Annotated in this window: 10 protein-coding genes and 1 pseudogene; 3 read left to right on the forward strand and 8 right to left on the reverse strand. The window is 73.2% G+C overall.

What is annotated here, in order from left to right; translation table 11 throughout:
- Nucleotides 1-121 precede the first annotated feature (121 nt).
- Nucleotides 122-1,402, forward strand: a complete 1,281-nt coding sequence (locus AC5WAM_RS07240) for a sensor histidine kinase (protein WP_495522027.1) — start codon at nucleotides 122-124, stop codon at nucleotides 1,400-1,402.
- Nucleotides 1,403-1,707: 305 nt separating this feature from the next.
- Here AC5WAM_RS07240 and AC5WAM_RS07245 read toward each other — a convergent pair whose 3' ends face one another.
- Both AC5WAM_RS07245 and AC5WAM_RS07250 read right to left on the reverse strand, forming a co-directional pair.
- Entirely contained in the window at nucleotides 1,708-2,370 is a 663-nt protein-coding gene (locus tag AC5WAM_RS07245) for a response regulator transcription factor (RefSeq protein ID WP_030689541.1), read from the reverse strand.
- 10 nt (nucleotides 2,371-2,380) lie between these two features.
- Nucleotides 2,381-3,577 (reverse strand): sensor histidine kinase, encoded by a 1,197-nt coding sequence (locus AC5WAM_RS07250; RefSeq protein WP_495522028.1) that lies wholly within the window; start codon nucleotides 3,575-3,577, stop codon nucleotides 2,381-2,383.
- A gap of 421 nt (nucleotides 3,578-3,998) precedes the next feature.
- Between AC5WAM_RS07250 and AC5WAM_RS07255 the strand changes: the two genes are divergently transcribed.
- Nucleotides 3,999-4,199, forward strand: a complete 201-nt coding sequence (locus AC5WAM_RS07255) for a hypothetical protein (protein WP_171075917.1) — start codon at nucleotides 3,999-4,001, stop codon at nucleotides 4,197-4,199.
- 130 nt (nucleotides 4,200-4,329) lie between these two features.
- Here AC5WAM_RS07255 and AC5WAM_RS07260 read toward each other — a convergent pair whose 3' ends face one another.
- From AC5WAM_RS07260 to AC5WAM_RS07280, 5 genes are all read right to left on the reverse strand, one after another.
- Nucleotides 4,330-5,070: a thioesterase II family protein gene (locus tag AC5WAM_RS07260; RefSeq protein WP_138963083.1), complete on the reverse strand. Its 741-nt coding sequence runs from the start codon at nucleotides 5,068-5,070 to the stop codon at nucleotides 4,330-4,332.
- A 138-nt stretch (nucleotides 5,071-5,208) separates the two neighbouring features.
- Nucleotides 5,209-6,327 (reverse strand): agmatinase, encoded by a 1,119-nt coding sequence (gene speB, locus AC5WAM_RS07265; protein ID WP_138963081.1) that lies wholly within the window; start codon nucleotides 6,325-6,327, stop codon nucleotides 5,209-5,211.
- Nucleotides 6,328-6,406: 79 nt separating this feature from the next.
- A complete protein-coding gene (locus AC5WAM_RS07270) occupies nucleotides 6,407-7,675 on the reverse strand; it encodes a cytochrome P450 (protein ID WP_366790554.1) in 1,269 nt (422 codons plus the stop codon).
- The gene (locus AC5WAM_RS07275; RefSeq protein ID WP_495522029.1) at nucleotides 7,675-8,625 is read right to left on the reverse strand and encodes an ACP S-malonyltransferase; all 951 of its coding nucleotides are present in this window, start codon (nucleotides 8,623-8,625) and stop codon (nucleotides 7,675-7,677) included. Before AC5WAM_RS07275 ends, AC5WAM_RS07270 begins: the two co-directional genes overlap by 1 nt.
- 64 nt (nucleotides 8,626-8,689) lie before the next feature.
- Complete coding sequence (locus AC5WAM_RS07280; protein WP_366790556.1) at nucleotides 8,690-10,126, reverse strand: class I adenylate-forming enzyme family protein; 1,437 nt, start codon at nucleotides 10,124-10,126, stop codon at nucleotides 8,690-8,692.
- Between the two features lie 253 nt (nucleotides 10,127-10,379).
- On the opposite strand from AC5WAM_RS07280, the gene AC5WAM_RS07285 reads away from it, so the two are divergent.
- The gene (locus AC5WAM_RS07285; protein ID WP_495522030.1) at nucleotides 10,380-11,975 is read left to right on the forward strand and encodes an ArnT family glycosyltransferase; all 1,596 of its coding nucleotides are present in this window, start codon (nucleotides 10,380-10,382) and stop codon (nucleotides 11,973-11,975) included.
- Nucleotides 11,976-12,078: 103 nt separating this feature from the next.
- Here AC5WAM_RS07285 and AC5WAM_RS07290 read toward each other — a convergent pair.
- Nucleotides 12,079-24,753 (reverse strand): annotated as a pseudogene (locus AC5WAM_RS07290) (SDR family NAD(P)-dependent oxidoreductase); the annotation flags it as partial.
- Nucleotides 24,754-24,815: the final 62 nt, after the last annotated feature.

Consider the following 24,815-nt stretch of genomic DNA (forward strand, 5'->3'; position numbering starts at 1 on the left):
TGTGGAGTGGAAGCGACCAAGGTTGCAACTTCGGCGGCGCGCTACCCACTTTCGTACGCTCCCATGTGTCCTATGGACCACATGTGCGTGTGCGGCGCGGGGGCGCCGTTAGGGTGACCGCGTGATAGGGCCGATTCGATGGTTGGGCCGCAGCGCCGTTCAGGACACCATCCTCGTCGCCGCACTCATCGCACTCAACGTCTTCGTCGCTTTTGGGAGCGGCTTTCCCCGGGAGGATCATCCGCGGTTTGGGCCGTGGGCGGGGTTGGGGTTGCAGGTGGTTGTGGTGGTGGTGTTGGTGGTGCGGCGGGTGTGGCCGTTGTTGGTGTTGGGTGTGGCGACGGTGTCGGCGGTGTTGATGTCGTTGTCGGTGTGGTTGGCGCCGGGGTTGTTGGTGACGTCGGTGGATGGGTCGGGGGTGTGGGTGCCGTTGGCGGCGCCGTTCGCGGCGTATTCGGCGGTGGTGTATTCGTCGCGGCCGCGGGGTGCGTGGGTGTTGACGGGTGTGTTGACGGTGGTGGCGACGCGGTTGTGGGAGTTGTCGTTCGCGGTGGCGGCGTCGGGGGTGTTGTTGACGGCGGTGCCGGCGTTGTTGGGGATGTATGTGGCGGCGCGGCGGGGGTTGATCGCGGCGTTGACGGAGCGGGCGGAGCGGGCGGAGCGGGAGCAGTTTTTGTTGGCGGAGCGGGCGCGGGCGGAGGAGCGGGTGCGTCTTGCGGGGGAGATGCATGATGTGGTGACGCATCGGGTGTCGTTGATGGTGTTGCAGGCGGGGGCGTTGCGGGTGGTGGCGACGGATGAGCGGGTGCGGGCGGAGGCGGAGGGGTTGCGGGCTGCGGGGTGTCAGGCGTTGGAGGAGTTGCGGGATTTGGTGGGGGTGTTGAGGTCGCCGGAGAGTGCGGCGGGTGTGGTGGGTGGGGTGGGGGATTCTGGTGGGGTGTCGGGTGGGGTGGGTGTGGGTGATTTGGGGTTGTCGGTGTTGGTGGAGGAGTCGCGGGCTGTGGGGATGGAGGTGGAGTTGAGTGAGGTGGGGGATCGTTCGGTGTCGTCGCCGGTGGTGGCGCGGACGGCGTATCGGATTGTGCAGGAGGGGTTGACGAATGTGCGGAAGCACGCGCCGGGGTGTGGGGTGTGGGTGGAGGTGCGGTATGAGGCGGATCGGGTGCGGTTGAGGGTGCGGAACACGGCGCCGACGGGTGCGGTGGACCGGGAGTTGGCGTCGAGTGGGTCGGGGAGCGGGTTGAAGGGGTTGCGGCAGCGGGTGGAGCTGGTCGGGGGGACCTTCGAGTTCGGGCCGCGTCCCGACGGCGGCTTCCACATCGAATCCGAGCTTCCGATCTACGTCCCCACGACCCGCAGCTGGATCCGCCCCCGCCGCCCGCGCACGGTCGGCCAGGGCTGACGGGACCCGCACGGCTCGCCCCGGCAGCGGCGGCCGGGGCGAGCCGCTGAGCAGCGGTCGGCCGGGGGCCGGGCCAGGCGGAACCAACAAGAAGGCCGGAGCCCTCGGGCTCCGGCCTTCTTGTTGGTTCCGGTCTTGGTTCCGGTGGGTCGCGGGCTTCCTGGTGCCGGTTGGGCGCGGCTTCCCGCGTACGGCGGGAGCGGGGAACGCCCGCAAGGGGCGCGGGGCCCTACCCGGACGCGGCAGACGCCGTGCGGGCGCGGCCGGCCACGGCGGACCCGCGGCGGGCCGACGACCCGAGGCGCTCAGCGGCTGACGAGCCCCGCGTCGTACGCGAGCAGGCCCGCCTGGGTCCTGTTGGTGCACTCCAGCTTGACGAGCATGCGGGAGACATAGCCCTTGACGGTCGCCTCGCTCAGGAAGAGCTTCGTGGCGATCTGGGCGTTCGACAGGCCCTCGCCGAGGCAGGTGAGCACGTCCGTCTCCCGCTCGGTGAGCTTGCCGACGAGGGCCTTGGCCCGCTCCCGCGCCGCGTCCTCGTCGGACGAGGCGGCCACGATGCGGCGCATCGCCACGGGCGAGAGCACCGTGTGCCCGTCGGCGGCCACCCGGACGAGGCCGATCAGGTCCTCGGGCGGCGTCGACTTCACCAGAAATCCGCTGGCGCCACTGCGCAGCGCCCGCATCACATACTGATCGGCGTCGAATGTGGTGAGTGCCACGACCTTCGGTGGCTGGTCCAGTTTCATGATGCATTCGATAGCCGTGAGGCCATCCACGCCCGGCATCCGCAAATCCATGAGGACGAGATCGGGGCGATGCCGCATCACGGCCTCCACCGCGGCGGCTCCGTCGTGGGCGGCGTCGACGACGTCGATATCCTCGGCAGATCCCAGGATCGTTCTCAAATGTGCGCAGACCATGGGTTCGTCATCGACGACCAGCACCTTTACGACTTCATGACCCATGCCCACCAGTCTATCCATGGGCCGCATCCAGAGGCAGTACGGATTCGATGTGGAAGCCGCCGTCGGGACGCGGCCCGAACTCGAAGGTCCCCCCGACCAGCTCCACCCGCTGCCGCAACCCCTTCAACCCGCTCCCCGACCCACTCGACGCCAACTCCCGGTCCACCGCACCCGTCGGCGCCGTGTTCCGCACCCTCAACCGCACCCGATCCGCCTCATACCGCACCTCCACCCACACCCCACACCCCGGCGCGTGCTTCCGCACATTCGTCAACCCCTCCTGCACAATCCGATACGCCGTCCGCGCCACCACCGGCGACGACACCGAACGATCCCCCACCTCACTCAACTCCACCTCCATCCCCACAGCCCGCGACTCCTCCACCAACACCGACAACCCCAAATCACCCACACCCACCCCACCCGACACCCCACCAGAATCCCCCACCCCACCCACCACACCCGCCGCACTCTCCGGCGACCTCAACACCCCCACCAAATCCCGCAACTCCTCCAACGCCTGACACCCCGCAGCCCGCAACCCCTCCGCCTCCGCCCGCACCCGCTCATCCGTCGCCACCACCCGCAACGCCCCCGCCTGCAACACCATCAACGACACCCGATGCGTCACCACATCATGCATCTCCCCCGCAAGACGCACCCGCTCCTCCGCCCGCGCCCGCTCCGCCAACAAAAACTGCTCCCGCTCCGCCCGCTCCGCCCGCTCCGTCAACGCCGCGATCAACCCCCGCCGCGCCGCCACATACATCCCCAACAACGCCGGCACCGCCGTCAACAACACCCCCGACGCCGCCACCGCGAACGACAACTCCCACAACCGCGTCGCCACCACCGTCAACACACCCGTCAACACCCACGCACCCCGCGGCCGCGACGAATACACCACCGCCGAATACGCCGCGAACGGCGCCGCCAACGGCACCCACACCCCCGACCCATCCACCGACGTCACCAACAACCCCGGCGCCAACCACACCGACAACGACATCAACACCGCCGACACCGTCGCCACACCCAACACCAACAACGGCCACACCCGCCGCACCACCAACACCACCACCACAACCACCTGCAACCCCAACCCCGCCCACGGCCCAAACCGCGGATGGCCGTTGTCCACATTGCCGATGGCGACCAGGACGTTGGCCACGATCAGAGCGGTGAGAAGAATGAGGTCGGACGCCACTGGACGGAACGTCTTGGTCCGCTGTGCTCCGGCCGTCCTGACGTGCTGCACGACAAGCCCACCCCCGTACATGTCGGCTTCGCGCTGTGTGGGTCGTGGAGAGCTTAATGCGTGCTGCCCGGAGGCCGCAGCCACCCTCCTGACCTGCGGCTTTAACGCCCTCTTAGCGCCTTTTGAGCCCTCGGCCCCCAGGGCGCGGCAGCGGGGCCGTGCATCCCCGACCCGGCGCACACCAGGTCCACGAGAGGGGGAACGCGTCATCCGGTCACAACTTTCGTCGGTAGTGGTACCAACGTTTCCCTCTGCCCCGCCGGGTACCGGAAGCGATTGAATAAGTCTTGTTGGCAGCCCGGCGGGAACACCGGGAAGCGGAGCGACAAGCACGAGAGTGCTCACCCGTACAGAACAATTGAGGAGCGGCATGCTGTGGGTCGGCATCGTCCTGGCGGTTCAGGGAATCGGTTCATTCCTGACTGAGCGCATCTGGGACACAAAATTCGGTGTCACGGCATTGCTGCCGGAAGACACTCCCTCGTGGGTGAGCCTGGCGATCGGAATTGTCGGTCTGATCGTCCTCGCGTTCTGCGTGAGTTCACGGTCCCGCAAGTCCGTGCACAGCTGAATTTCATAGACTCCCGGTGGCCGGTTCTCCCCCGTAACTGGCCACCGGGTCCTTTTGGGGCCGCTCGCACGACTGGGCGGGGCGGTCACCACGTCGCACACGCGTGGTGACCGCCCCGCCCAGTGGCGTTTCACGACGTGAGGTGCGCCTTCAGGACGGCGATCACGTCCGCCGCGTGGTCCGTGAGATAGAAGTGGCCGCCGGAGAACACCTTCATGTCGAAGGAGCCCAGGGTGTGCGGCTCCCACGCGCGCGCCTCGTCGAGCGTCGTGCGCGGGTCGTCGTCGCCGACCAGGACCGTGATGGGGCTGCCGATCTGCGCGCCGGCCTCGGCGCGGTAGGTCTCGATGGCGGTGTAGTCGCTGCGGATGGCCGGCAGGACCATGCGCAGCACCTCCTCGTCGCCGAGCACCCGCGGGTCCGTGCCGCTGAGCTTGCGCATCTCGGCGATGATGCCCTCGTCGTCGCGCTGGTGGACGTTCTCGGGCCGGAACCGGGAGGGCGCGCGGCGGCCGGAGGCGAAGACGTGCACGGGGGCCTGGCCGTCCTTCTCCAGGCGCCGGGCCACCTCGAAGGCGAGGACGGCCCCCATGCTGTGCCCGAAGAAGGTCAGCGGCAGCGTGGTGTGGCCGCGCAGCGCCTCGGCGATGCGGTCCGCCATCTCGGCGATGGTCTCGATGCCCTTCTCGGTGTGGCGGTCCTGACGCCCCGGGTACTGCAGGGCGATCACGTCGGCGACCTGGCTCAGGGCGGCCGACACCGGGAAGTAGAAGCTGGCGGAGCCGCCCGCGTGCGGGAAGCAGACAAGACGGCGGCGGGCGTCGGGGGCGGGGTGGTAGCTGCGGACCCACAGGTCGGCGGCGGTCGTCATGACGGTTTCCATCCAAGGTCGTCGGTGGCGTCGGTACGGGTCGAAAGGGCGGCAGACAGACCGAAGGCGGGCCTCAGCCCGCCTTCGACGGCGTGCGCACGAGCGTGCCGTACGCACGTGCACAGCATGCACCCCAACTCACTTGAGCGGGAAGCGCACTTCCCCGGCCACGATCGGGTTCGCGTAGTTCTTGCTGGAGATCTTGATGCGGTTCAGGGCGAGGCCGGTGAGGGCCTCGAAGACGGCCCTGCGGGCGTTCATGGCGGTGGAGTAGCCCGCGTCCAGGTGCGGGGCGACCTCGACCACGTCCATGCCGACCAGGTTCGTCTCGTGGGCGATGCGGCGCAGCGCGGTGAACAGCTCGCGGGTGGTGAGCCCGGCGGGCTCGGGGGTGCCGGTGCCGGGCGCGAACGCCGGGTCCAGGACGTCGATGTCCAGGGACAGATAGACGTGGTCGGCGACCGCGCGGGCCTCCTCGATGACCTTGTCGATGACCGCGGCGAAGCCGATCCGCTCGATCTCGGCCATGAAGTGCGAGCGCATCCCGGCCCGGCGCATCCAGTTGAACAGCTGGTCGTCGGGGCCCGAGATGGTGCGGATGCCGACCTGGATGACGTTGGGTCCCGGCACCATCTCCTCGTCGATCAGGCGCCGGATCGGCGTGGTGTGGGTGGCGCGGTGCCCGAACAGCTCCTCGTGGCAGTCCGGGTGCGCGTCGAAGTGGATCACGGCGATGGAGCCGCGCCCGTGCACCTCCGACAGGGCGCCCACGCTGGGCCACAGCAGCGAGTGGTCGCCACCGAGGACGACGGGCCGGGCCCCGACCTCGGCGATCTCGCGGACCAGGCCGCGGATGGGCTCCATGGACCGGGTGATGTCGAAGGGGTCGACGGCCGCGTCGCCGTAGTCGACGACCTTCAGGATGTTGAAGGGGTTGACCCGGGTCGCGGAGTGCACGAAGCCCTCCGGCGTGGCGTACAGATAGCGCTCGTCGGCGCGGATGGCACGCGGCCCGTAGGCGGCGCCGCGGTGCCCGCTGGAGACGTCCACGGGGCAGCCGACCACGGCCACGTCCACCTCCCCCGCCCGCAGGTCCTCCTGGGTGAGGGCGAGGGGGACGCCCATGAAGGTGGGCACGCCCGAGTAGGACGGCTGGACGTAGTAGCGGCGCAGGTCGATGGGGCCGGGCTCGCGCCGCGGGAAGGTGGAGCGATCGACCTCCCGCCGCCAGGCCTCGGACTCGGGTGTCTCGCTCATCTGTCTCCTCGGATACGGGGTGGAACGCGACGGCACCGCGCCCCGAAGAGGGCGCGGGCCGTCTGGGGGGCTCGCGGTGCTACCGGGCCGTGCCGCTGACGGGCAGCCGGGTGCAGCCGCTGATCACGGGCGAGCTGCGGCGCCGCACCGGACCGGCGACGCGCAGCTCGGGCAGGCGCTCCACCAGGACGCGCAGCGCCGTCTCGCCCTCCATGCGGGCCAGGGGGGCGCCGATGCAGTAGTGGATGCCGCCGGAGAACGACAGGTGCTCGGCGGGGTCCTCACGGGTGAGGTCGAAGCGGTCCGGCTCGTCGTACACCTCGGGGTCGCGGTTGGCGGCGCCGATGAGGACGACGACGGAGCTGTCGGCCCGGATGTGGTGGCCGGCGAGGGCGATGTCCTGGTGCGGGACGCGCTGGGCCTGGAGGGCCGGCGAGTCGTAGCGCAGGGTCTCCTCGACGGCGCGCGGCGCGAGGTCGGGGTCGTCGCGCAGCAGGTTCCACTGCGTGCGGTCGCCGGTCATCGCGAGGACGGCGTTGCCGATGAGGTTGGTGGTGGTCTCGAAGCCGGTGACGGCGAGGACGGTGCAGAAGGCGAGGAGTTCCTCGGTGCTGAGCTTGCCGTCGCCCCGGGCCGTGGTGAGGCGGCTGATGAGGTCGTCGCCCGGGTCCTCGGCGCGCAGCGCGATCAGTTCGGTGAAGACCTGGTCGAGGTCGTCGACGGCGGCGCGGAAGTCCCGTGCCATCTTCAGGGACTTGACGCCGTCGATGACGGGCCCGACCTTGCGCCCGGCCCGCACGAACCGCTCGTGGTACTCCTCGGGGACGCCGAGGAGCTCGCCGATCACGAGCAGCGGCAGGGGCCCGGCGAAGTCCTCGATGAGGTCGAAGTCGCGTCCCGCGGCCTGGTCGAGCAGGCCGTGGCAGAGCTTCTCCACGGAGATCCGGTACTTGCTGATCATCTTGGGGCCGAAGGCGGGCTGGGCGAGCCGCCGCAGGCGGGTGTGGTCGGGCGGGTCGAGGCCGAGGATGGAGCTGTTCCAGGGGATGTCGGCCATCATCTCGTGCCCGGGTACGCCGCCCTGCTCGCGGTTCAGGAACAGCGTGCGGTCGCGCAGGATCTTGCTGCCGAGCTCATGGCTTCCGGTGACCCAACTGCCCAGGTGGCTGCGGTGGATGGGGCCGCGCTGGCGGACCTTCGCATACAGCGGGTAGGGGTCCTCCTTGCCCTGGAGCAGATGGGTGAAGGGGTCGCCGAAGAGGCCGAAGGCGCGCAGGATCGCGCGGGTCACGCCGAGCTTGGCGCTGAACTTGAATCCGGCCGACTTGCTGTCCATGAGCGTGGTCATCACTGCTCCTTGCGCGAGGCGGTCCGGGTGGGCCTGAGGGCCTGCTCCGGCCCGAGGGCCACCACGTCGAAGTGGCGGGTGGTGACGTCGAGGCGGTGGATGAGCCGGTCGGGCCCGGTGACGTGGACCGTGCCCACGCCCTGGGCGCGCAGGGTGTCCACGACGGGGTGCCAGCGCACGGGGTGGTCGAAGGTGTCGAGGAGGAGGGTGCGCATCTGCTCGGCGCTCGTGACCAGGGAGCCGTCGTGGTCGGCGACCACCGGCAGCTGGGGGTCGGCGAGGTCGAACTTGGCGAGGACCTCTTCCTCGACGCGGGCGCGCAGGCCCGTGAGGATCCGGCAGTGCGCGGGCGGTTTCATCGAGTACAGCGAGTAGCCGCCGGCGGCGCTGATGCGCCGCTGGAAGGACTCCAGGACCTGCTCGCGCAGGGTGACCATGTGCATGCCCTCGTCGAGGCGGCCGGAGACCTCGTGGAACTCGCCGCGCTCGGCCAGCTCCCCGAGGACCTCGGTGAGCGCCGCCTCGGCCACGCGGGTGATGGTGAGCGTCACCAGGTCCCGGTGCTCCTGCTCGAAGAACCGCTGCTCGCACAGGGCGAGTTCGTAGGTCAGGCGGGTCGCCTCGGCGAAGGACAGGGCGCCGCTGTACGCGGTCGCGGCCTTCTGGCCGAAGCTGAAGCCCACGCAGAGGTCCGGCTCGAGGCCCTGGGTCTCGATGGCGCGGTCCGCGAGGGCCACCGAGTTGATGAAGAAGGCGACCTGGGCGAACTCGCCGAAGTCCACCGCCTGGGTGCGGAAGCCGTCGAGGACCGACCGGCCGAGCGCCTCGTCGGCGGCGGCGAGGCGCCCCCGCACGAAGGGGTCGATCATCATGAACTTGCCCACGTCGGTGAAGCGCGAGGGCCCCATGCCCGGAAACACCACGGCGCTGCGTGCCTGGTCGGTCGTCATCGTGTCCGCTCTGTCTGTCCTGTGCTGGTCGTGCGGTCTGTACGGGGTGCTGGCCGAGGGCGGCTCAGACGGAAGCGGCGAATTCCGCCGTGGTCCGCTCCGCCGCCCGCTGTTCGAGGGCCCGCCGGTCGGGCTTGCCGTTGCGGTTCAGCGGGAAGCTGTCGATGACGACGACCCGGTTGGGGTGTTCGTACGAGGGCAGCGCGTCCTTGATGCGGCGGCGCCACTCGGCGACGTCCTGGCCCGTGGGGTCCTCGACGAAGAAGACCAGCTCGGCGCCGCGCGCGTCGTCGGGGAGGGCGATCACCTTGACGGTGCAGCCCGCGACGGCGGCCCGCCGCTCGATGATCTCCGGGTAGAGCGTGTACCCCATGCGGTGCACGGCGAGTTTGCGGCCCGCCACGAACAGGTTGCCGTCCGCGTCGAGGTGGCCGAGGTCGCCGGTGCGGTACCAGCCCTGCTCGACGGGGTCGAGGCGGCCGTCCTCAGCGAGGTAACCGGCCATCATGTCGGGGGTGTTGACGACGAGCTCGCCCATCTCCCCGGCGGGGAGGACGTTGCCGTCGTCGTCCTGGACCGTCATCTCCAGGCCCTTCATGACCTGGCCGCAGGCGACGGGGTTGTCGATGGTGGCGAACGCGATGTTGCCGAGTTCGGTGCTGCCGTAGCTGTCGAGCAGCGGCCGGTCGAAGGCGTCGACGTACGCGTCCGAGAGCGCCGGGTCGAGCGGGGCGGCGCCGCTGCAGAACATGCGGACGCCGCCGAGGGCGGCGCGCACGTCCGCCTTGCTGCGGGCGAGGTTGAGCATGCTGCGGTAGGTGGCCGGGGTGGCGTCGATGACGGTCACCCCGCACTGGCCGCCCATGAGGAGCGACCGGTCGAGGCGCCGGTGCGGCGCGACGACGAGGGAGCACTCGGCGAGCCAGGCGATGAGCACCATGGACAGGCCGTACTGGTGCGCGAAGGGCAGCAGCGGAAGGAGGACGTCGCCGGGGCCGTGGCCCATGTGGTCGGCGTTGCGCCGCAGGTTCTCCAGGAAGCGGCCGCCGTTCTTGACCACGCCCTTGGGGGTGCCGGTGGAGCCGGAGGACCACATGATCAGGCCGTCCGGCAGGGCGCACCACGCGTCGAAGTCGAGTGCGGGCTCGGTCGGGACCAGGCCCGAGGCCTCCACGAGGAGCTTGTACAGATAGACGGCGTCGCGCGTCTCCGCGGGCATGGGAGCGTCGTCGTCGTACAGGCACAGGCGGGCGCGCGTGCGCTCGACGATGCGCGCGGTCTCGCGGGCGTGCTCCTGCTGGTCGACGAGGACGATGGAGGCGCCGACGTGCATCAGCGCGAAGAACGCGTTCAGCCAGGCCGCCGAGTTTCCGGCCTTGAGCAGCACCCGGTCGCCCGGCCTGACGCCTTCCGCGCGCAGGACCATCGCGACCCGCAAGGTGTCCTGCTCGAATTCAGCGAAGGTCCGCGCCGAATCTCCCGTGAAGATGTTCGGTGTCATCAAAGCCGCCCCCTTTCCCGGTTCTGAGAATCAACGGGCACGAAAAGGTCGAGCAATTCTCCCGCCCCGGTCCAGTCGCCGGGGAGCTAGCGTAAAAGCTAGGCGGCACCCGGGCGCCGCAGAACCCCTATCCTCCCCCTAGCACCCCCTGAGCAGCCAACTTGCCGCTCACAGGGGCAAGCTGACGGGCCGTGCGAGCGACTACCTTCGACCGTGTTTCAGGCCATCTACTTCATCAGCCGCGGAGGCCCCGGTGGGAGTTCGGACGAAGGCCGGTCAGGGACCGGTCGAGGACCAGGATAAAGAACGGCAGGAGACATCCGCGATCCTGCCGGAGGAAAAGGAAGGAAAGGAAGGGGCGACGCGGCAAAATGCCGCGGGACTGCCGGAGTTCGCCGGCCGCTGGGCGGGGGCGGTCGCGGGCGCGTCCGGCCTCGCGCTGCTCCTCGTCAGCACGCGGTACGGATTCCAGGGCGACGAGCTGTACTTCCTGGGGGCCGGGCAGCATCTGGACTGGGGGTACGCGGACCAGCCGGTGCTCCTTCCGCTGCTCGCCCGGGCGATCGACGCGCTGTCCGGCGGCTCGCTGTTCGCGCTGCGGCTGCTGCCCGCGCTCCTCACCGTGGCGGGCGTGCTCGTCGCGGCGCTCATCGCGCGCGAGTTCGGCGGGGCGCGGCGGGCGCAGCTGCTCACGGCGGCCGCCTACGGCTTCGCCCCCGCGGTCCTGATCAGCGGGCACGCGCTGTCGACGATGGCGGTCGACCTGTTCCTGTGGACGCTGGTGAACTGGCTCCTGGTGCGCTGGGTGCGCACCCGCGAGGACCGGCTGCTGCTGTGGACGGGCCTGGCGACGGCCCTCGCCCTCCAGGGCAAGTATCTGATCGTCGGCTACTGGCTCGTCCTCGCGGTCGCCGTGTTCGTCGTCGGCCCGCGCGAGCTGCTGCGCCGCAGGGAGCTGTGGATCGGCGCCGCGGTCTCCGTCGTCACGTCGCTGCCGGGTCTGATCTGGCAGGCGCGGCACGACTGGCCGCAGCTGGAGATGTCCAAGGTCCTCGCCGACGAGGGCATCCTGGGCGGCCGCGCGGGCTTCCTGCCGTATCTGATCGTCCTGTCCGGCGGGGTGTTCACCGTCGTCCTGGTCTACGGCCTGGTGCGGCTCCTGCGCTCGCCGGAGCTCGCGCCGTACCGGTTCCTGGCCTGGACGTTCCTCGGCCTCACGGCCGTGTTCCTGGTCACCGGCGGCCGTCCCGCGTACGTGGTGGGCGCGTTCGCGCCGCTGTGGGCGGCGGGCGCGGTCGCGCTGGGCCGCGGCGAGGGCGCCCGCTGGTGGCGGTGGGTGGCCGCCTGGCCGGTGGTCGCCCTGACGGCCCTGGTGTGCGTGGCCCTGTCGCTTCCGGTGTATCCGGTGTCGCAGGTGACGAAGACCGAGCAGCCCGACAACAACCCGATGACCGCCGAGACGCTGCGCTGGCCGCACCTGATCGACGCCGTCGAGAAGGCGTACGAGACGCTGCCCGCCGACGCGCGCAAGCGGGCCGTCGTCGTCACGCAGTACTACGAGGAGGCGGGCGCCGTCGACCACCTGGGTGCCGACCGCGGTCTGCCGTCCGCCTACAGCGGCCACCGCGGCTACTGGTACTTCGGCGCGCCGTCGGACTCCTCGGGCCCGGTCCTGTACGTGGGGAGCGACGTCGCGAAGCTGAAGCCGTACTTCTCGTCGGTGAAGAAGGCCGCGAAGGCGGCGGGCGGCCCCGGCGAGAGCTTCGTCGACGGCGTCCCGGTGTGGGTGCTCGACGGCCGGAACAAGCCGTGGTCGGAGATCTGGAAGGACTACGGCCACCTGTCCTGACCGCGCTCCGGCACCGCGCACGCGGACGGCCCCGCCCCCACCGGAAGGTGGGGACGGGGCCGTCGTGCTGGGTGGGTCAGAGCTGCTCCAGCCACTCCTCCACGGCGCGTGCCGTGGTGCGGGAGTGCTCCTCCATCACCGTGAAGTGGGTGCCGGGCACGTCCGCGGTGGAGTGCTCCAGCTTCCAGGAGGGGCGCCAGTCGTAGTCCTTCGTCCACTCCATGAGCGGCTCCTGAGCCCGGACCAGGAGCGTGGGCGCCCGCACCTCCTCGGGCAGCAGGCCGAGGAACATGTAGCGGGCCATGGCGGTCACCCAGGCGTCACCCCAGTCGTCGGCTTCGGCGTCCCCCGTTCCGTGCCCGGAGCCGTAGCGGTCGCTGAGCTGTTCGCCCATCGCGGCCGCCATGTCGCCGAGCGCCTTCTCGTCGACGTAGGTGTCGACGAGGACCACGCCCGCGGGGCCCGCGCCCCGGCGCTCCAGCTCCCGCGCCACGGCGTGGGCGACCAGGCCGCCGGAGGAGTGCCCGGACAGGACGTACGGCTTGTCACCGACGTGGCGCTGCACGGTGTCGGCGTGCAGCCGCACCAGCGCGTCCTTGTCGGCGGGCAGCAGCTCGCCCTCCAGGAAGCCGGGGTGCGTGATGACGCTGACGTCGCGCCGGTCGCGGAAGTACGCGCCGAAGCGGGCGTAGTCGTACGCGCTGGACCGTCCGACGTACGAGGTGAACAGGACCAGGGCGGTCTCCTCCGGGCCGCGCGCGAGGGTGAACGGGGCGCGCGGGCCGCCGAGTTCGGTCTCATCGGTGAACGAGGCACGGAACTGCGCCATGGTCCGCAGGAGCGGGATCAGGTCATCGGCCCGGCCCTGCCGCGCGGCCTCGTCGTACAGCTCGGCGAGGCCGGTCGCGGGCCGGGGCGCGGCCGGGTGCGCGGGCGGCTCGGGCGCTACGGCGGGCTGTCGCGGCGCTTCCTCGGCCCGCCGCGCACGCGTGTCCTCCTGCCCGGCGTCGCTCCCGGGCCGTGCCGGGGCGTCGGCCGCCGGGGGCAGGGCCTGCTCCAGGTCGTGCGCGAGGCGCTCGGCGAGGTCCCTCGGGGTGCGGTTCTGGAAGACCAGCGTCGCGGGCAGGCGCAGGCCGGTGGCGGCCGCGAGGCGGTTGCGCAGCTCGACGCCGGTGAGGGAGTCGAAGCCGAGCTCCAGGAAGCCGCGTTCGTCCTCGACGCGGTCGGCGGACGCGTGGCCGAGTACGGCCGCCGCCTGGTCGCGGACCAGCGCGGCGAGCAGTTCGGCGCGCTCGGCACCGGCGGCCGCGGCGAGGCGGCGCGCGAACGCCTCCGCCTCGGACGCGGCGGCGCCGGCGGCGGTGCGCCGGGCGGGCACCCGCACCAGGCGCCGCAGCAGCGGCGGCACGGCGTCGCCCCGGCGCGCGCCCGCCCGCAGCGCCGCCGTGTCCAGGCGTACGGGCAGCAGCAGCGGCGCGCCGAGGGAGCGGGCGGCGTCGAGGAGTTCGACGCCTTCCGCCGAGGACAGCGGCAGGACGCCGCCGCGCGAGATGCGGGTGCGGCGGGCCTCGTCGAGGTGCCCCGTCATCTCGCTGCTCTCGGCCCACAGGCCCCAGGCGAGGGAGGTGGCGGGCACGCCCCGGGCGCGCAGGTGGTGCGCGAGCGCGTCGAGGAAGGCGTTGGCCGCCGCGTAGTTGCCCTGGCCGGGGCTGCCGAAGGTGGCGGCCGCGGAGGAGAACAGGACGAACTCCGCCAGGTCGTGCCCGGCCGTCAGCTCCGCGAGGTGGAGGGCCGCGTCCAGCTTGGGCCGCAGGACCGCGTCCACGCGCTCCGGTGTCAGGGACGCCACCAGGGCGTCGTCCAGGACTCCCGCGGTGTGCACCACGGCGGTGAGCGGGTGCGCCGCCGGGACGGTGGCCAGGGTCTCGGCCAGGGCGTCGCGGTCCGCCGCGTCGCAGGCGACCACGCGGGCCTCGGCGCCGAGGGCTTCGAGCTCGGCCACGAGGGCGGCGGCCCCCGGCGCGTCCGGGCCCCTGCGGCTGGTCAGGAGCAGCCGCCGGGCGCCGTGCTCGGCCACCAGGTGGCGGGCGACGAGGGCGCCGAGGGTACCGGTGGCGCCGGTGATCAGGACCGTGCCCTCGGGGTCGGGGGTGCGGTTCTGGGGGTCCTGGGTGTCCGGCACGGCCGCGGGGGCCGTCGCGGGCACCAGGCGCGGCGCGAGCAGCGCCCCGTCGCGGACGGCGAGCTGCGGCTCGTCCAGGGCCAGGCCGTGGGCGAGCAGCGCGGCGGCGGTCCGGCCGTCGGCGCTGTCGTCGGTGGCGCCCAGGTCGAGCAGCACGCACCCGCCGCCGTCCGGGCCGCCCGCCTGCTCGGACTGGGCGGAGCGGGCCAGGCCCCACACCGCGGCGTGCGCCAGGTCGGGCACGTCGCCGCCGTCGGTGGCCACCGCGCCCCGGGTCACCAGGACCAGACGGGCGGCGCCCAGGCGCGGCTCCGCCTGCCAGGTCTGGAGCAGGCCGAGCGCCCGGTGCAGGGCGGCGCGGGCCCGGGCGGCGGTGGCGTCGGCGGCGGCGTCGGGGTCGGGGCCCGGCGCGAAGGTGACGAGCAGCGCGTCGGGCACCGCCGCCCCGGCGTCGAGGGCGGCGGCGAGGGCGTCGGTGTCGGCGTAGGCGTCCACGCGGGCGCCGGACGCGGTGAGTTCGGCGCCCACTTTCAGCTCGTCGGGACCGACCGTGGCCCAGGTGAGGTCCTTCGCGTCGGCCGTGCCGGAGGGCAGCGGCGTCCACTCCACGCCGAACAGCGCGTCGCGGTGTCCGCCGCCGGAGGCCGCGCGCAGCTGCTCGGGGGCGACCGGGCGCAGTTCCAGGGAGTCGGCGCGGGCCACGGGGGCGCCGGTGTCGTCGGCGAACAGCAGGGCCACGCCGCCGGACGCGGCGGGGCGCACGCGGACCCGCAGCACGGTCGCGCCCTGCGCGGCCAGCGAGACGCCGGTCCAGGCGAACGGCAGCCGCACGCCGTCCGCCTCCGCGAAGGGGGCGAGGGCCACGCTGTGCAGGGCGGCGTCCAGGAGCGCGGGGTGCACGCCGAAGGAGCGGGCGTCGCGGTGGGCGCTCTCGGGCAGCCGCACCTCGGCGTAGACGGCCTCGCCCGCCGGGTCGCGCCAGGCGGCGCGCAGCCCCTGGAACGCCGGGCCGTAGGCGAGCCCGCCCTCGGCGAGGCGCTCGTAGAACCCGTCGAGGGGCACGGCTTCTGCGCCCTCGGGCGGCCAGGCGGTCAGGGCCGGGTCCCGCTCCTCGTACGCGTCGGCGGCGAGGGTGCCGGTGGCGTGCCGGACCCAGGGAGCGTCGGTGGCGCCCTGGGCCCGGGAGGAGACGGTCAGCGGGCGGCGTCCGGCGGTGTCGGGGGCGCCGACCCACACCTGGAGGGTGAGGGTGTCGTCGGCGGCGACGACCAGCGGCGCCTGGAGGGTGAGTTCCTCGACGAGCCCGCAGCCGACCTCGTCGCCCGCGCGCAGCGCCATCTCCACGTACGCGGTGCCGGGCAGGAGCACGGTCTGACCGACGGCGTGGTCGGCGAGCCAGGGGTGGGTGCGCCGGGAGAGCCGCCCGGTGAGCACGTACTGGTCGGCGTCGGCCAGCTCCACGCGGGCGCCGAGCAGCGGGTGTCCGGCGGCCTCGATGCCGACGGAGGCCACGTCGCCCGTGCCCGCGACGGCGGGCTCGGGCCAGTAGCGCTCGCGCTGGAACGCGTACGTGGGCAGGTCGAGGGTGGTCGCGGCGCCGGGGAACAGTGCCGCCCAGTCGAGTTCGGCGCCGTGCGCGTGGGCCGCGGCGAGCGCGGTGAGGAGCCGCTCGGGGCCGCCCTCGTCGCGGCGCAGGGTACCGAGCGCCACGGCGCTGGTGGCGGCGGAAGTGTCGATGGTCTCCTGCACCGGGACGGTGAGCACCGGGTGCGGGCTCATCTCCAGGAACAGGCCGTGCCCTTCGGCGAGCAGGCCGCGCGTGGCCTGCTCGAAGAGGACGGTGTGGCGCAGGTTGCGGTACCAGTAGCCCGCGTCCATGGGCGTCTCGGCGCCGAGCCACGTGCCGGTGAGGGTCGAGTACAGCGGGATCTCGGCGGCGCGCGGGCTCAGCCCGGTCAGGGCCTCCTCGATGCGGGCCTCGATCTGCTCCACGTACGAGGAGTGCGACGCGTAGTCCACCGGGAGGGTGCGCGCCCGCACGCCCTGCTCGGCGCAGTGGGCGAGCAGCTCTTCGAGGGCATCGGGGTCGCCCGCGACGACGACCTGGGAGGGGCCGTTGACGACGGCGATCTCGACGCGTCCGGCCCAGGCGGCGAGGAGCGTCTCGGCCTCGTCCTGCGGCAGGACGAGGGAGACCATGCCGCCCTTGCCGGAAAGATCGCGGATCGCCCGGCTGCGCAGCGCGACGACGCGGGCGGCGTCGCGCAACGGCAGGACGCCCGCGACGCAGGCGGCGGCGATCTCGCCCTGGCTGTGGCCGACGACGGCGGCGGGCCGCACTCCGGCGGCCTGCCAGACGGCGGCGAGCGAGACCATCACGGCGAACAGGACGGGCTGGACGACGTCGACGCGGTCGAAGTTGCCGCCGTCCAGCTCCTCGGTGAGGTCCCAGTCCACGAACGCGGACAGGGCGTCGGCGCACTCCCGCATCCGCGCGGCGAACACCGGCGACCCGTCGAGGAGTTCACGGGCCATGCCCGCCCACTGCGCGCCCTGGCCGGGGAAGACGAACACCGGGCGGACCGTGCCGCCGGGGGCGCGGCCCGTGACGACGGCGCGGGCCTGTGTGTCGCCCTGCGCCAGTCCGTCGAGGGCGGCGAGGAGGTCCGCCCGGCCGCGCCCGTGGACCACCGCGCGGTGCTCGAACCGGGAGCGAGCCACGGCCAGGGACAGGCCCACGTCGGCGGGTTCGGCGCCGGGGTGCGCGAGCAGGTGCTCCCGCAGCCGTCGTGCCTGGGCCCGCAGCGCCTGCGGGGTCTTGCCGGACAGGGCGAGCGGCACCAGGCCGGGGACGACCGCCGGGGCGGCGGCTGCGGGCGCGGCGCCCTGCGGGGCCTGGGGGGCCTCTTCGACGATCACGTGGGCGTTGGTGCCGCTGATGCCGAAGGAGGAGATGCCCGCGCGGCGCGGCGCGCCGTCCGCGCGGCCGGGCCAGTCCCGGCTCTCGGTGAGGAGCTCCACTCCCCCGCCGGTCCAGTCGACCTCGGGGGTGGGCGCGTCCACGTACAGGGTCTTCGGCAGCACGTTGTTGCGCATCGCCATCACCGTCTTGATGACGCCGCCGACGCCGGCGGCGGCCTGGGTGTGGGCGATGTTCGACTTGAGCGAGCCCAGCCACAGCGGCCGCTCGTCGGAGTGCGCCTTGCCGTACGTGGCGATGAGGGCCTGGGCCTCGATGGGATCGCCCAGGGTGGTGCCCGTGCCGTGGGCCTCGACCGCGTCGACGTCGGCGGGCGTGAGGCGCGCGTCGGTGAGGGCGGCGCGGATCACGCGCTGCTGGGAGGGCCCGTTGGGGGCGGTCAGGCCGTTGCTGGCGCCGTCCTGGTTGATGGCCGAGCCGCGGACCACCGCGAGCACCGGGTGGCCGTTGCGGCGGGCGTCGGACAGGCGCTCCAGGACGAGCATCCCGACGCCTTCGCCCCAGCCGGTGCCGTCGGCCGCCGCGGCGAACGACTTGCAGCGGCCGTCGGGGGCCAGGCCTCGCTGGCGGCTGAACTCCGCGAAGGAGGTGGGTGTCGGCATGACGGCGGCGCCGCCCGCGAGCGCCATCGCGCACTCGCCCTGCCGCAGCGCGCGCACCGCCAGGTGCAGCGCGACGAGCGAGGACGAGCAGGCGGTGTCCACGGTCACGGCCGGGCCCTCGAAGCCGAAGGAGTACGAGAGGCGGCCCGACGCGACGCTGGCCGCGTCGCCGGTCATGACGTAGCCCTCGACGCCTTCGGCGCCGTGCAGCGTGGTCGAGTAGCCCTGGGTGGACAGGCCGACGAACACCCCGGTCTCGCTGCCGCGCACCGTGGCGGGGACGATGCCCGCGCGCTCGAAGGCCTCCCAGGACGTCTCCAGCAGGAGGCGCTGCTGGGGGTCCATGGCGAGGGCTTCGCGCGGGTTGATGCCGAAGAACTCGGAGTCGAACTCGTCGGCGTCGTGGAGGAAGGCTCCGGTGGTGACGTAGGTGAGGCCCTCGTCGCCGTCGCCGCCGTCGAGGTCCGCCGGGGCGGTGACGTCCCAGCCGCGGTTCACGGGGAAGCCGGTGAGGCCGTCCTCGCCCGCGGCCACCATGCGCCACAGGTCCTCGGGCGAGCGGACGCCGCCGGGGTAGCGGCAGCTCATGGCGACGATGGCGACGGGCTCGTCGTCCACGCCGCTGACGGTCGCGGCGGGGCGCGCGGCGGCCGGGGCCGCGGCATCGGGGAGCGAGCCGAGCAGCTCCGCGCCCAGGTGGGCGGCGAGGGCGACCGGCGTGGGGTAGTCGAAGACGAGGCTGGCGGGCAGGCGCAGCCCAGTGGCACCGCCCAGGCGGTTGCGCAGCTCGACGGAGGTCAGGGAGTCGAAGCCGAGCTCCTTGAACGCCTTGGCGGCGTCGACAGATTCGAGCGACGGGTAGCCGAGGACGGCGGCGACGTTGTCCCGGACGACGTCGACGAGGGCCTGCTCGCGCTCCTCCGCGCCGAGCCCGGCGAGGCGCTCGGCCAGCGACTCCTGTGCGTCGGCCGCCGGGCCCGCCTGGGCGGTGGCGGCCCTGCGGACCTGGGCGCGGACGAGGCCGCGGAACAGCGGGGGCACGTCGGCACCGAACTGGCCGCGCAGGACGTCGAGTTCCAGCTTCATCGGCACGAGGGCGCCGTCGGGCTGGGTGAGGGAGGCGTCGAGCAGGGCGAGGCCTTCGTCGGCGGAGAGGGCCGCCACGCCCGCGCGGTTCATCCGGTCGATGTCACCGTCGGCGAGGGCTCCGGCCATGCCGCCCTGGTCGGCCCACAGGCCCCAGGCCAGCGAGGTCGCGGGCAGACCCTGTGCGCGCCGATGCTGAGCGAGGGCGTCCAGGAACGCGTTGGCGGCCGCGTAGTTGGCCTGCCCCGCACTGCCAAGCACACCAGCGGCGGAGGAGAACAGCACGAACGCCGACAGATCCAGACCGGCCGTCAGCTCATGCAGGTTCACCGCCGCGTCCACCTTCGGACGCAACACCCTGTCCAGACGCTCCGGGGTGAGCGAGGTGAGAATGCCGTCGTCGACGACACCGGCCACGTGGACGACCGCGCTCAGCTCGGACCGCACGCCCTCCAGGAGACCGGACAGGGCCTCGCGGTCGGCGACGTCACACGCCGCGATCCGCACCCGCGCACCCAACTCCTCCAGCTCGGCACGGACTTCGCCCGCACCGGGCGCGTCCTCACCGCGCCGGGAGACCAGCAACAGGTCCCGTACGCCGTGCTCACCGGCCAGGTGCCGGGCCACGACCCGGCCCAGACCACCCAGCGCACCCGTCACCAGGACCGTGCCTGCGGGCTCGAAGCGGGGCGGCAGAGTGAGCACGACCTTGCCGACGTGCCGGGCCTGGCTGAGGTAGCGGAACGCCTCCGGAGCCCGGCGCACGTCCCACGCCTTCACCGGCAGAGGCTTGAGCACCCCCCGCTCGAACAGGCCGAGGATGTCCGCGAGCATCTCCCGGATGCGGTCGTGTCCGGCGTCGATCAGGTCGAAGCTGCGGTACGTGACTCCGGCGTGCTCCGCGGCGATGGCCTCGGGGTCGCGGAGGTCGGTCTTGCCCATCTCCACGAAGCGCCCGCCGCGCGGCAGGAGCCGCAGCGAGGCGTCCACGAACTCCCTGGCCAGGGAGTTGAGGACCACGTCCACGCCACGGCCCGCGGTGCCTTCGGTGACCGAGGCCTCGAAGTCCAGGGTCCGCGAGGAGGCGATGTGCGAGTCCTCGACGCCGAGGTCCCGCAGGACGTCCCACTTCCCCGCGCTCGCGGTCCCGTACACCTCGGCACCGAAGTGCCGCGCCAGCTGCACCGCGGCCATGCCCACGCCACCGGCGGCCGCGTGCACGAGGACCGACTCGCCCGCTTCCACACCGGCCAGGTCCCGCAGCGCGTAGTACGCCGTGAGGAACACCGTCGGCACCGACGCGGCCTGCGCGAACGACCAGCCTTCGGGGATCCGCGCCACCATGCGCCGGTCGGCGACCGACAGCGGGCCGAAGGCGCCCTCCAAGAGGCCGAGGACCCGGTCGCCGACGGCGAGGTCCGTGACGTCCGGGCCGACCTCCACGACCACGCCCGCGCCTTCGGTGCCCATGACCGCGTCGCCCGGGTACATGCCTAGGGCGATCAGCGGGTCACGGAAGTTGACGCCCGCCGCGCGCACCTCGACGCGCACCTCACCGGCGCCCAGCGGCCTGCTGCCGGACACCTCGGCGTCCTCGGCGACGGGCAGCAGCGCCAGGTTCTCCAGGGTGCCCCGTCCGGTCACGCCGAGCTGCCAGTCCGCACCGGCCGGGGCCGCGAGGGCGCCACCGCCCGCACGCATCAGGCGGGGCGCCCACACCACGTCGCCGCGCACCGCGACCTGCGGCTCGTCGAGGTCCAGGGCGCCCGGCAGCAGCGCGAGAGCGGCCTCCGTGCCATCGACGTCGGCCAGGACGATACGGCCCGGGTTCTCCGACTGCGCGGACCGCAGCAGACCCCACACCGGAGCGTCCACCAGACCCTCCGCCGACACCACGTCACCGGCGCCCACGCCCACCGCGCCGGACGTCACCACGACCAGACGGGAGTCCGCACCGCCCTCGAAGGACAGCCACTCCCCCACGACGCCGAGCGTGCTGTTCAGGGAGGCGCGCACCGCGGCGGCCGTACCGCCCGCGCGCTCTCCGCCGACGCAGGCGACGAAGACGGACTCCGGCACGGCAGCGCCGCCCCCGACCGCCTCCGCGAGCGCCGCGACATCCGCGTACGCCGCCACCGTCGCACCGGCGCCCTCCAGAGCGCCCCGCAGGCCCAGCTCGTCCGCGCCCAGCACCGCGTACGCGCCACCGGTGGTCACGGCGGGCGCGGACACCACGCTCCAGTCGACCCGGAACAAGGAGTCGCTGCGGCCGCTCTGTTCGGCGCCCGCGTCCGGCGCGGCGATGGGCCGCAGGACGAGGGAGTCCACGGCGGCGACCGGCTGCCCGTCGGTGTCGGCGACGGCGAGGGCCACGCCGTCCGTTCCCGCGGCGGTCAGGCGCACGCGCAGCGCGGACGCGCCGGTCGCGTGCAGGGACACGCCGGTCCAGGAGAAGGGCATGCGGCCCTGCTCGGTGTCGGACACGAAGGTGCCGAGGCCCAGCGGGTGCAGCGCGGCGTCGAGGAGCGCCGGGTGCAGGCCGTACGCACCGGCCTCCTCCCGGTCCTCCTGCGGCAGCGCGACCTCGGCGAAGAGTTCGTCGCCGCGCCGCCAGACGGACCGCAGGCCCAGGAAGGCCGAGCCGTAGCGGAACCCGGCGGCGGCCAGGCTCTCGTACAGCGCCTCGGTGTCGGCCGACTCGGCGCCGGCGGGCGGCCACTGCGTGAGCTCGGCGTCGGCGGGGCGGGCGGCCGGGGCGGGGGCGAGCGTGCCGGTGGCGTGGCGCAGCCACGGCTCGTCGGACCACAGGTCGTCGGCGGACACGTGCTGGGGCCGCGAGTAGAGGTTCACCGGGCGGCGGCCGAAGGCGTCGGCGGCGCCCACGGCGAGCTGCATCTGCACGCCGCCGCGCTCGGGCAGGACCAGGGGCGCCTGGAGCGTCAGCTCCTCCAGGTGCGCGCAGCCGACGCGGTGTCCGGCGTGCAGGGCGAGCTCGACGTAGGCCGTGGCGGGCAGCAGGACGGTGCCCGCCAGGGCGTGTCCCGCGAGCCACGGGTGGGAGGCGAGCGAAAGCCTGCCCGTGAAGAGGTAGCCGTCCATGTCGGCGAGGGCGACGGCGGCGCCGAACAGCGGGTGGTCCGCCGGGTTCAGGCCGGTGGCACGCGCGTCGCCGACGCCGCCGACGGCGGGGCGCGGCCAGTAGCGCCGGTGCTGGAAGGCGTAGGTGGGCAGGGCCACGCGGCGCCGCGACTCGACCGGGGCGTACAGCGGCGCCCAGTCGACGGTGACGCCGCGTACGTGCGCCTTGGCGAGGGCGGTCAGAAACGCGTCGGGCTCGGGGCGGTCCTTGCGCACCGCGCCGACCAGGCCCGCCTGCGCGGCCGGGTCGGTGAGGGTGTCGTGCGCCATCGCCGTGAGCACCGAGTCGGGGCCGAGCTCCAGGAGCGTCGACACGCCGAAGTCGGTGAGGGCATTGAGGCCGTCGTGGAAGCGGACCGCCTCGCGGATGTGGCGGACCCAGTACTCGGGGTCCTTCAGCTCGGCGGCCTTCGCGAGCGCGCCGGTGAGGTTGGAGACGACGGGCAGGGTCGGATCCTGGTACGTCAGCTTGGCCGCGACCTCGCGGAAGGCGTCGAGGGCCGGGTCCATCAGGGGCGAGTGGAAGGCATGGCTGACCTTCAGCCACTTCACCTTCCGGCCCTGGTCGCGCAGGGTCTGCTCCAGGCCTTCGAGGGCACCGCGCTCGCCGGAGAGCACGATCTGGGCGGGGCCGTTCACCGCCGCCACGCCGACGCGGTCGCCCGCGTCCGCGAGCAGCGGCAGCACGTCGGCCTCCGCGATCTGGGCGGCCAGCATGGCGCCGCCCTCGGGCAGCGCCTGCATCAACCGGCCGCGCGCCGCGACCAGTTGAGCGGCGTCCTCCAGCGACCAGAGCCCGGCCACGTACGCGGCAGCCAGCTCACCGATCGAGTGACCGCCGACCACCTCGGGACGGACACCGAAGGACTCCGCCAGCCGGTACAGGGCGACTTCCATCGCGAACAGCGCGGGCTGCGCGTAGCCCGTCTGCTCAAGGAGATCCGCATCGGCACCGAACATCACGCTCTGGAGCGAACGTTCCATCCACGGATCAATATGGGCACACACCTCGTCCAGCGCGGCCGCGAAGACGGGGAACGTCTCGTACAGCTCACGGCCCATCCCGATCCGCTGGCTGCCCTGGCCGGTGAAGACGATGCCGAGGCGGCCCTCGACGACCGAGCCCGTGAGGGCTCCGGGGCCGCCGGACGCCAGCGACTCCAGGCCCGCGAGGAGGTCGGCGCGTTCGCGGCCGAACACCACCGCGCGGTGCTCCAGCGCGGACCGGCCCGACAGGAGCGACCAGCCGACGTCCACGGCGTCCTGGCCGGGGTCGCCCGCGACGTGGTCGCGGAGCCGCTCGGCCTGCTCCCGCAGCGCCTCCGCGCTGCGCGCCGACACCAGCCACGGCACGGCCGTGACCGGAGCGACCGGCGCGACGGCCTCCGCCTGCTCCTCGACGGGTGCCTGCTCCACGATGACGTGCGCGTTGGTGCCGCTGACGCCGAAGGAGGAGACGCCCGCGCGGCGCGGGCCGCCGTCCTCGCGCGCGGCCCACTCCCGGGACTCCGTCAGGAGCTCCACGGCACCGGCGGACCAGTCGACGTGCGTGCTCGGGCGGTCCGTGTGCAGGTTCTCGGGCAGGACGCCGTGGCGCATCGCCATGACCATCTTGATGACGCCCGCGACGCCCGAAGCGGCCTGGGTGTGGCCGATGTTGGACTTCACCGAGCCGAGGAGCAGCGGCTGGTCCGCGGGGCGGTCCTGGCCGTAGGTGGCGAGCAGCGCCTGCGCCTCGATGGGGTCGCCGAGGACCGTGCCGGTGCCGTGGCCCTCGACGGCGTCGATGTCGCTGGTGGCGAGGCGGGCGGCGGCGAGGGCCTGGCGGATGACGAGCTGCTGGGAGGGGCCGTTGGGCGCGGTCAGGCCGTTGGAGGCGCCGTCCTGGTTCACGGCGGAGCCCCGGACGACGGCCAGGACCTCGTGGCCGTTGCGGCGGGCGTCGGACAGCCGCTCCAGGGCGAGGACGCCGACGCCCTCGCCCCAGCCGGTGCCGTCGGCGGCGTCGGCGTACGGCTTGCAGCGGCCGTCGCCCGCGAGGCCGCCCTGGCGGGAGAACTCGGCGAACGCGCCGGAGGTGACCATGATGGCGACGCCACCGGCGAGGGCGAGGTCGCACTCGCCCTGGCGCAGCGCCTGCGCCGCCAGGTGCAGGGCCACGAGCGAGGACGAGCAGGCCGTGTCGACCGTGACCGCCGGGCCTTCGAGGCCGAACACGTACGACAGGCGGCCGGAGATGACGCTGGAGACGTCACCGGTGAGCAGATAGCCCTCGACGTTGTCCGGCGAGGCCATGAGGGCGGGTCCGTAGCCCTGGGCGGTGGCGCCGACGAACACGCCGGTACGGCTGCCGCGCAGCGAGGCGGGCGGGATCCCGGCCCGCTCGAAGGTCTCCCACGTGGCCTCCAGGAGGAGCCGCTGCTGCGGGTCCATGGCCATGGCCTCGCGCGGGGAGATCCCGAAGAAGGCGGCGTCGAAGTCGCCCGCGTCGTAGACGAAGCCGCCGCCGCGCTCCGGGCCCTCGGGCGCCTCGGCGCCGGTGCGCCCGGCGAGCGCGTCGACGTCCCAGCCCCGGTCGGTGGGGAAGGCGGAGAGCGCGTCCCGCCCGTCGGCCACGAGCTGCCACAGGTCCTCGGGGCCGCGTACGCCGCCGGGGTAGCGGCAGCTCATTCCGACGATGGCGATGGGCTCGGGCTCCTCCGACTCCACTTCGCGCAGCCGCTGGCGCGTCTCATGGAGGTCGGCGGTCACCCGCTTGAGGTAGTCGAGGAGCTTTTGCTGGTCCGCCATCGGAAACTCACCTGTTCGCGTAGTCACAGAAAAATCGCGCAGTCGAGAAAGCGCGCAGTAAC

The organism is Streptomyces sp. JLYT201 (genome assembly GCF_059448825.1).

Bases quoted from the DNA above. Each gene is read 5' to 3' on its own strand.
- AC5WAM_RS07245 (WP_030689541.1), bottom strand. From the start codon at position 2,370: ATGGGTCATGAAGTCGTAAAGGTGCTGGTCGTCGATGACGAACCCATG.
- AC5WAM_RS07255 (WP_171075917.1), top strand. From the start codon at position 3,999: ATGCTGTGGGTCGGCATCGTCCTGGCGGTTCAGGGAATCGGTTCATTC.
- AC5WAM_RS07260 (WP_138963083.1), bottom strand. From the start codon at position 5,070: ATGACGACCGCCGCCGACCTGTGGGTCCGCAGCTACCACCCCGCCCCC.
- speB (WP_138963081.1), bottom strand. From the start codon at position 6,327: ATGAGCGAGACACCCGAGTCCGAGGCCTGGCGGCGGGAGGTCGATCGC.
- AC5WAM_RS07270 (WP_366790554.1), bottom strand. From the start codon at position 7,675: ATGACCACGCTCATGGACAGCAAGTCGGCCGGATTCAAGTTCAGCGCC.
- AC5WAM_RS07275 (WP_495522029.1), bottom strand. From the start codon at position 8,625: ATGACGACCGACCAGGCACGCAGCGCCGTGGTGTTTCCGGGCATGGGG.
- AC5WAM_RS07280 (WP_366790556.1), bottom strand. From the start codon at position 10,126: ATGACACCGAACATCTTCACGGGAGATTCGGCGCGGACCTTCGCTGAA.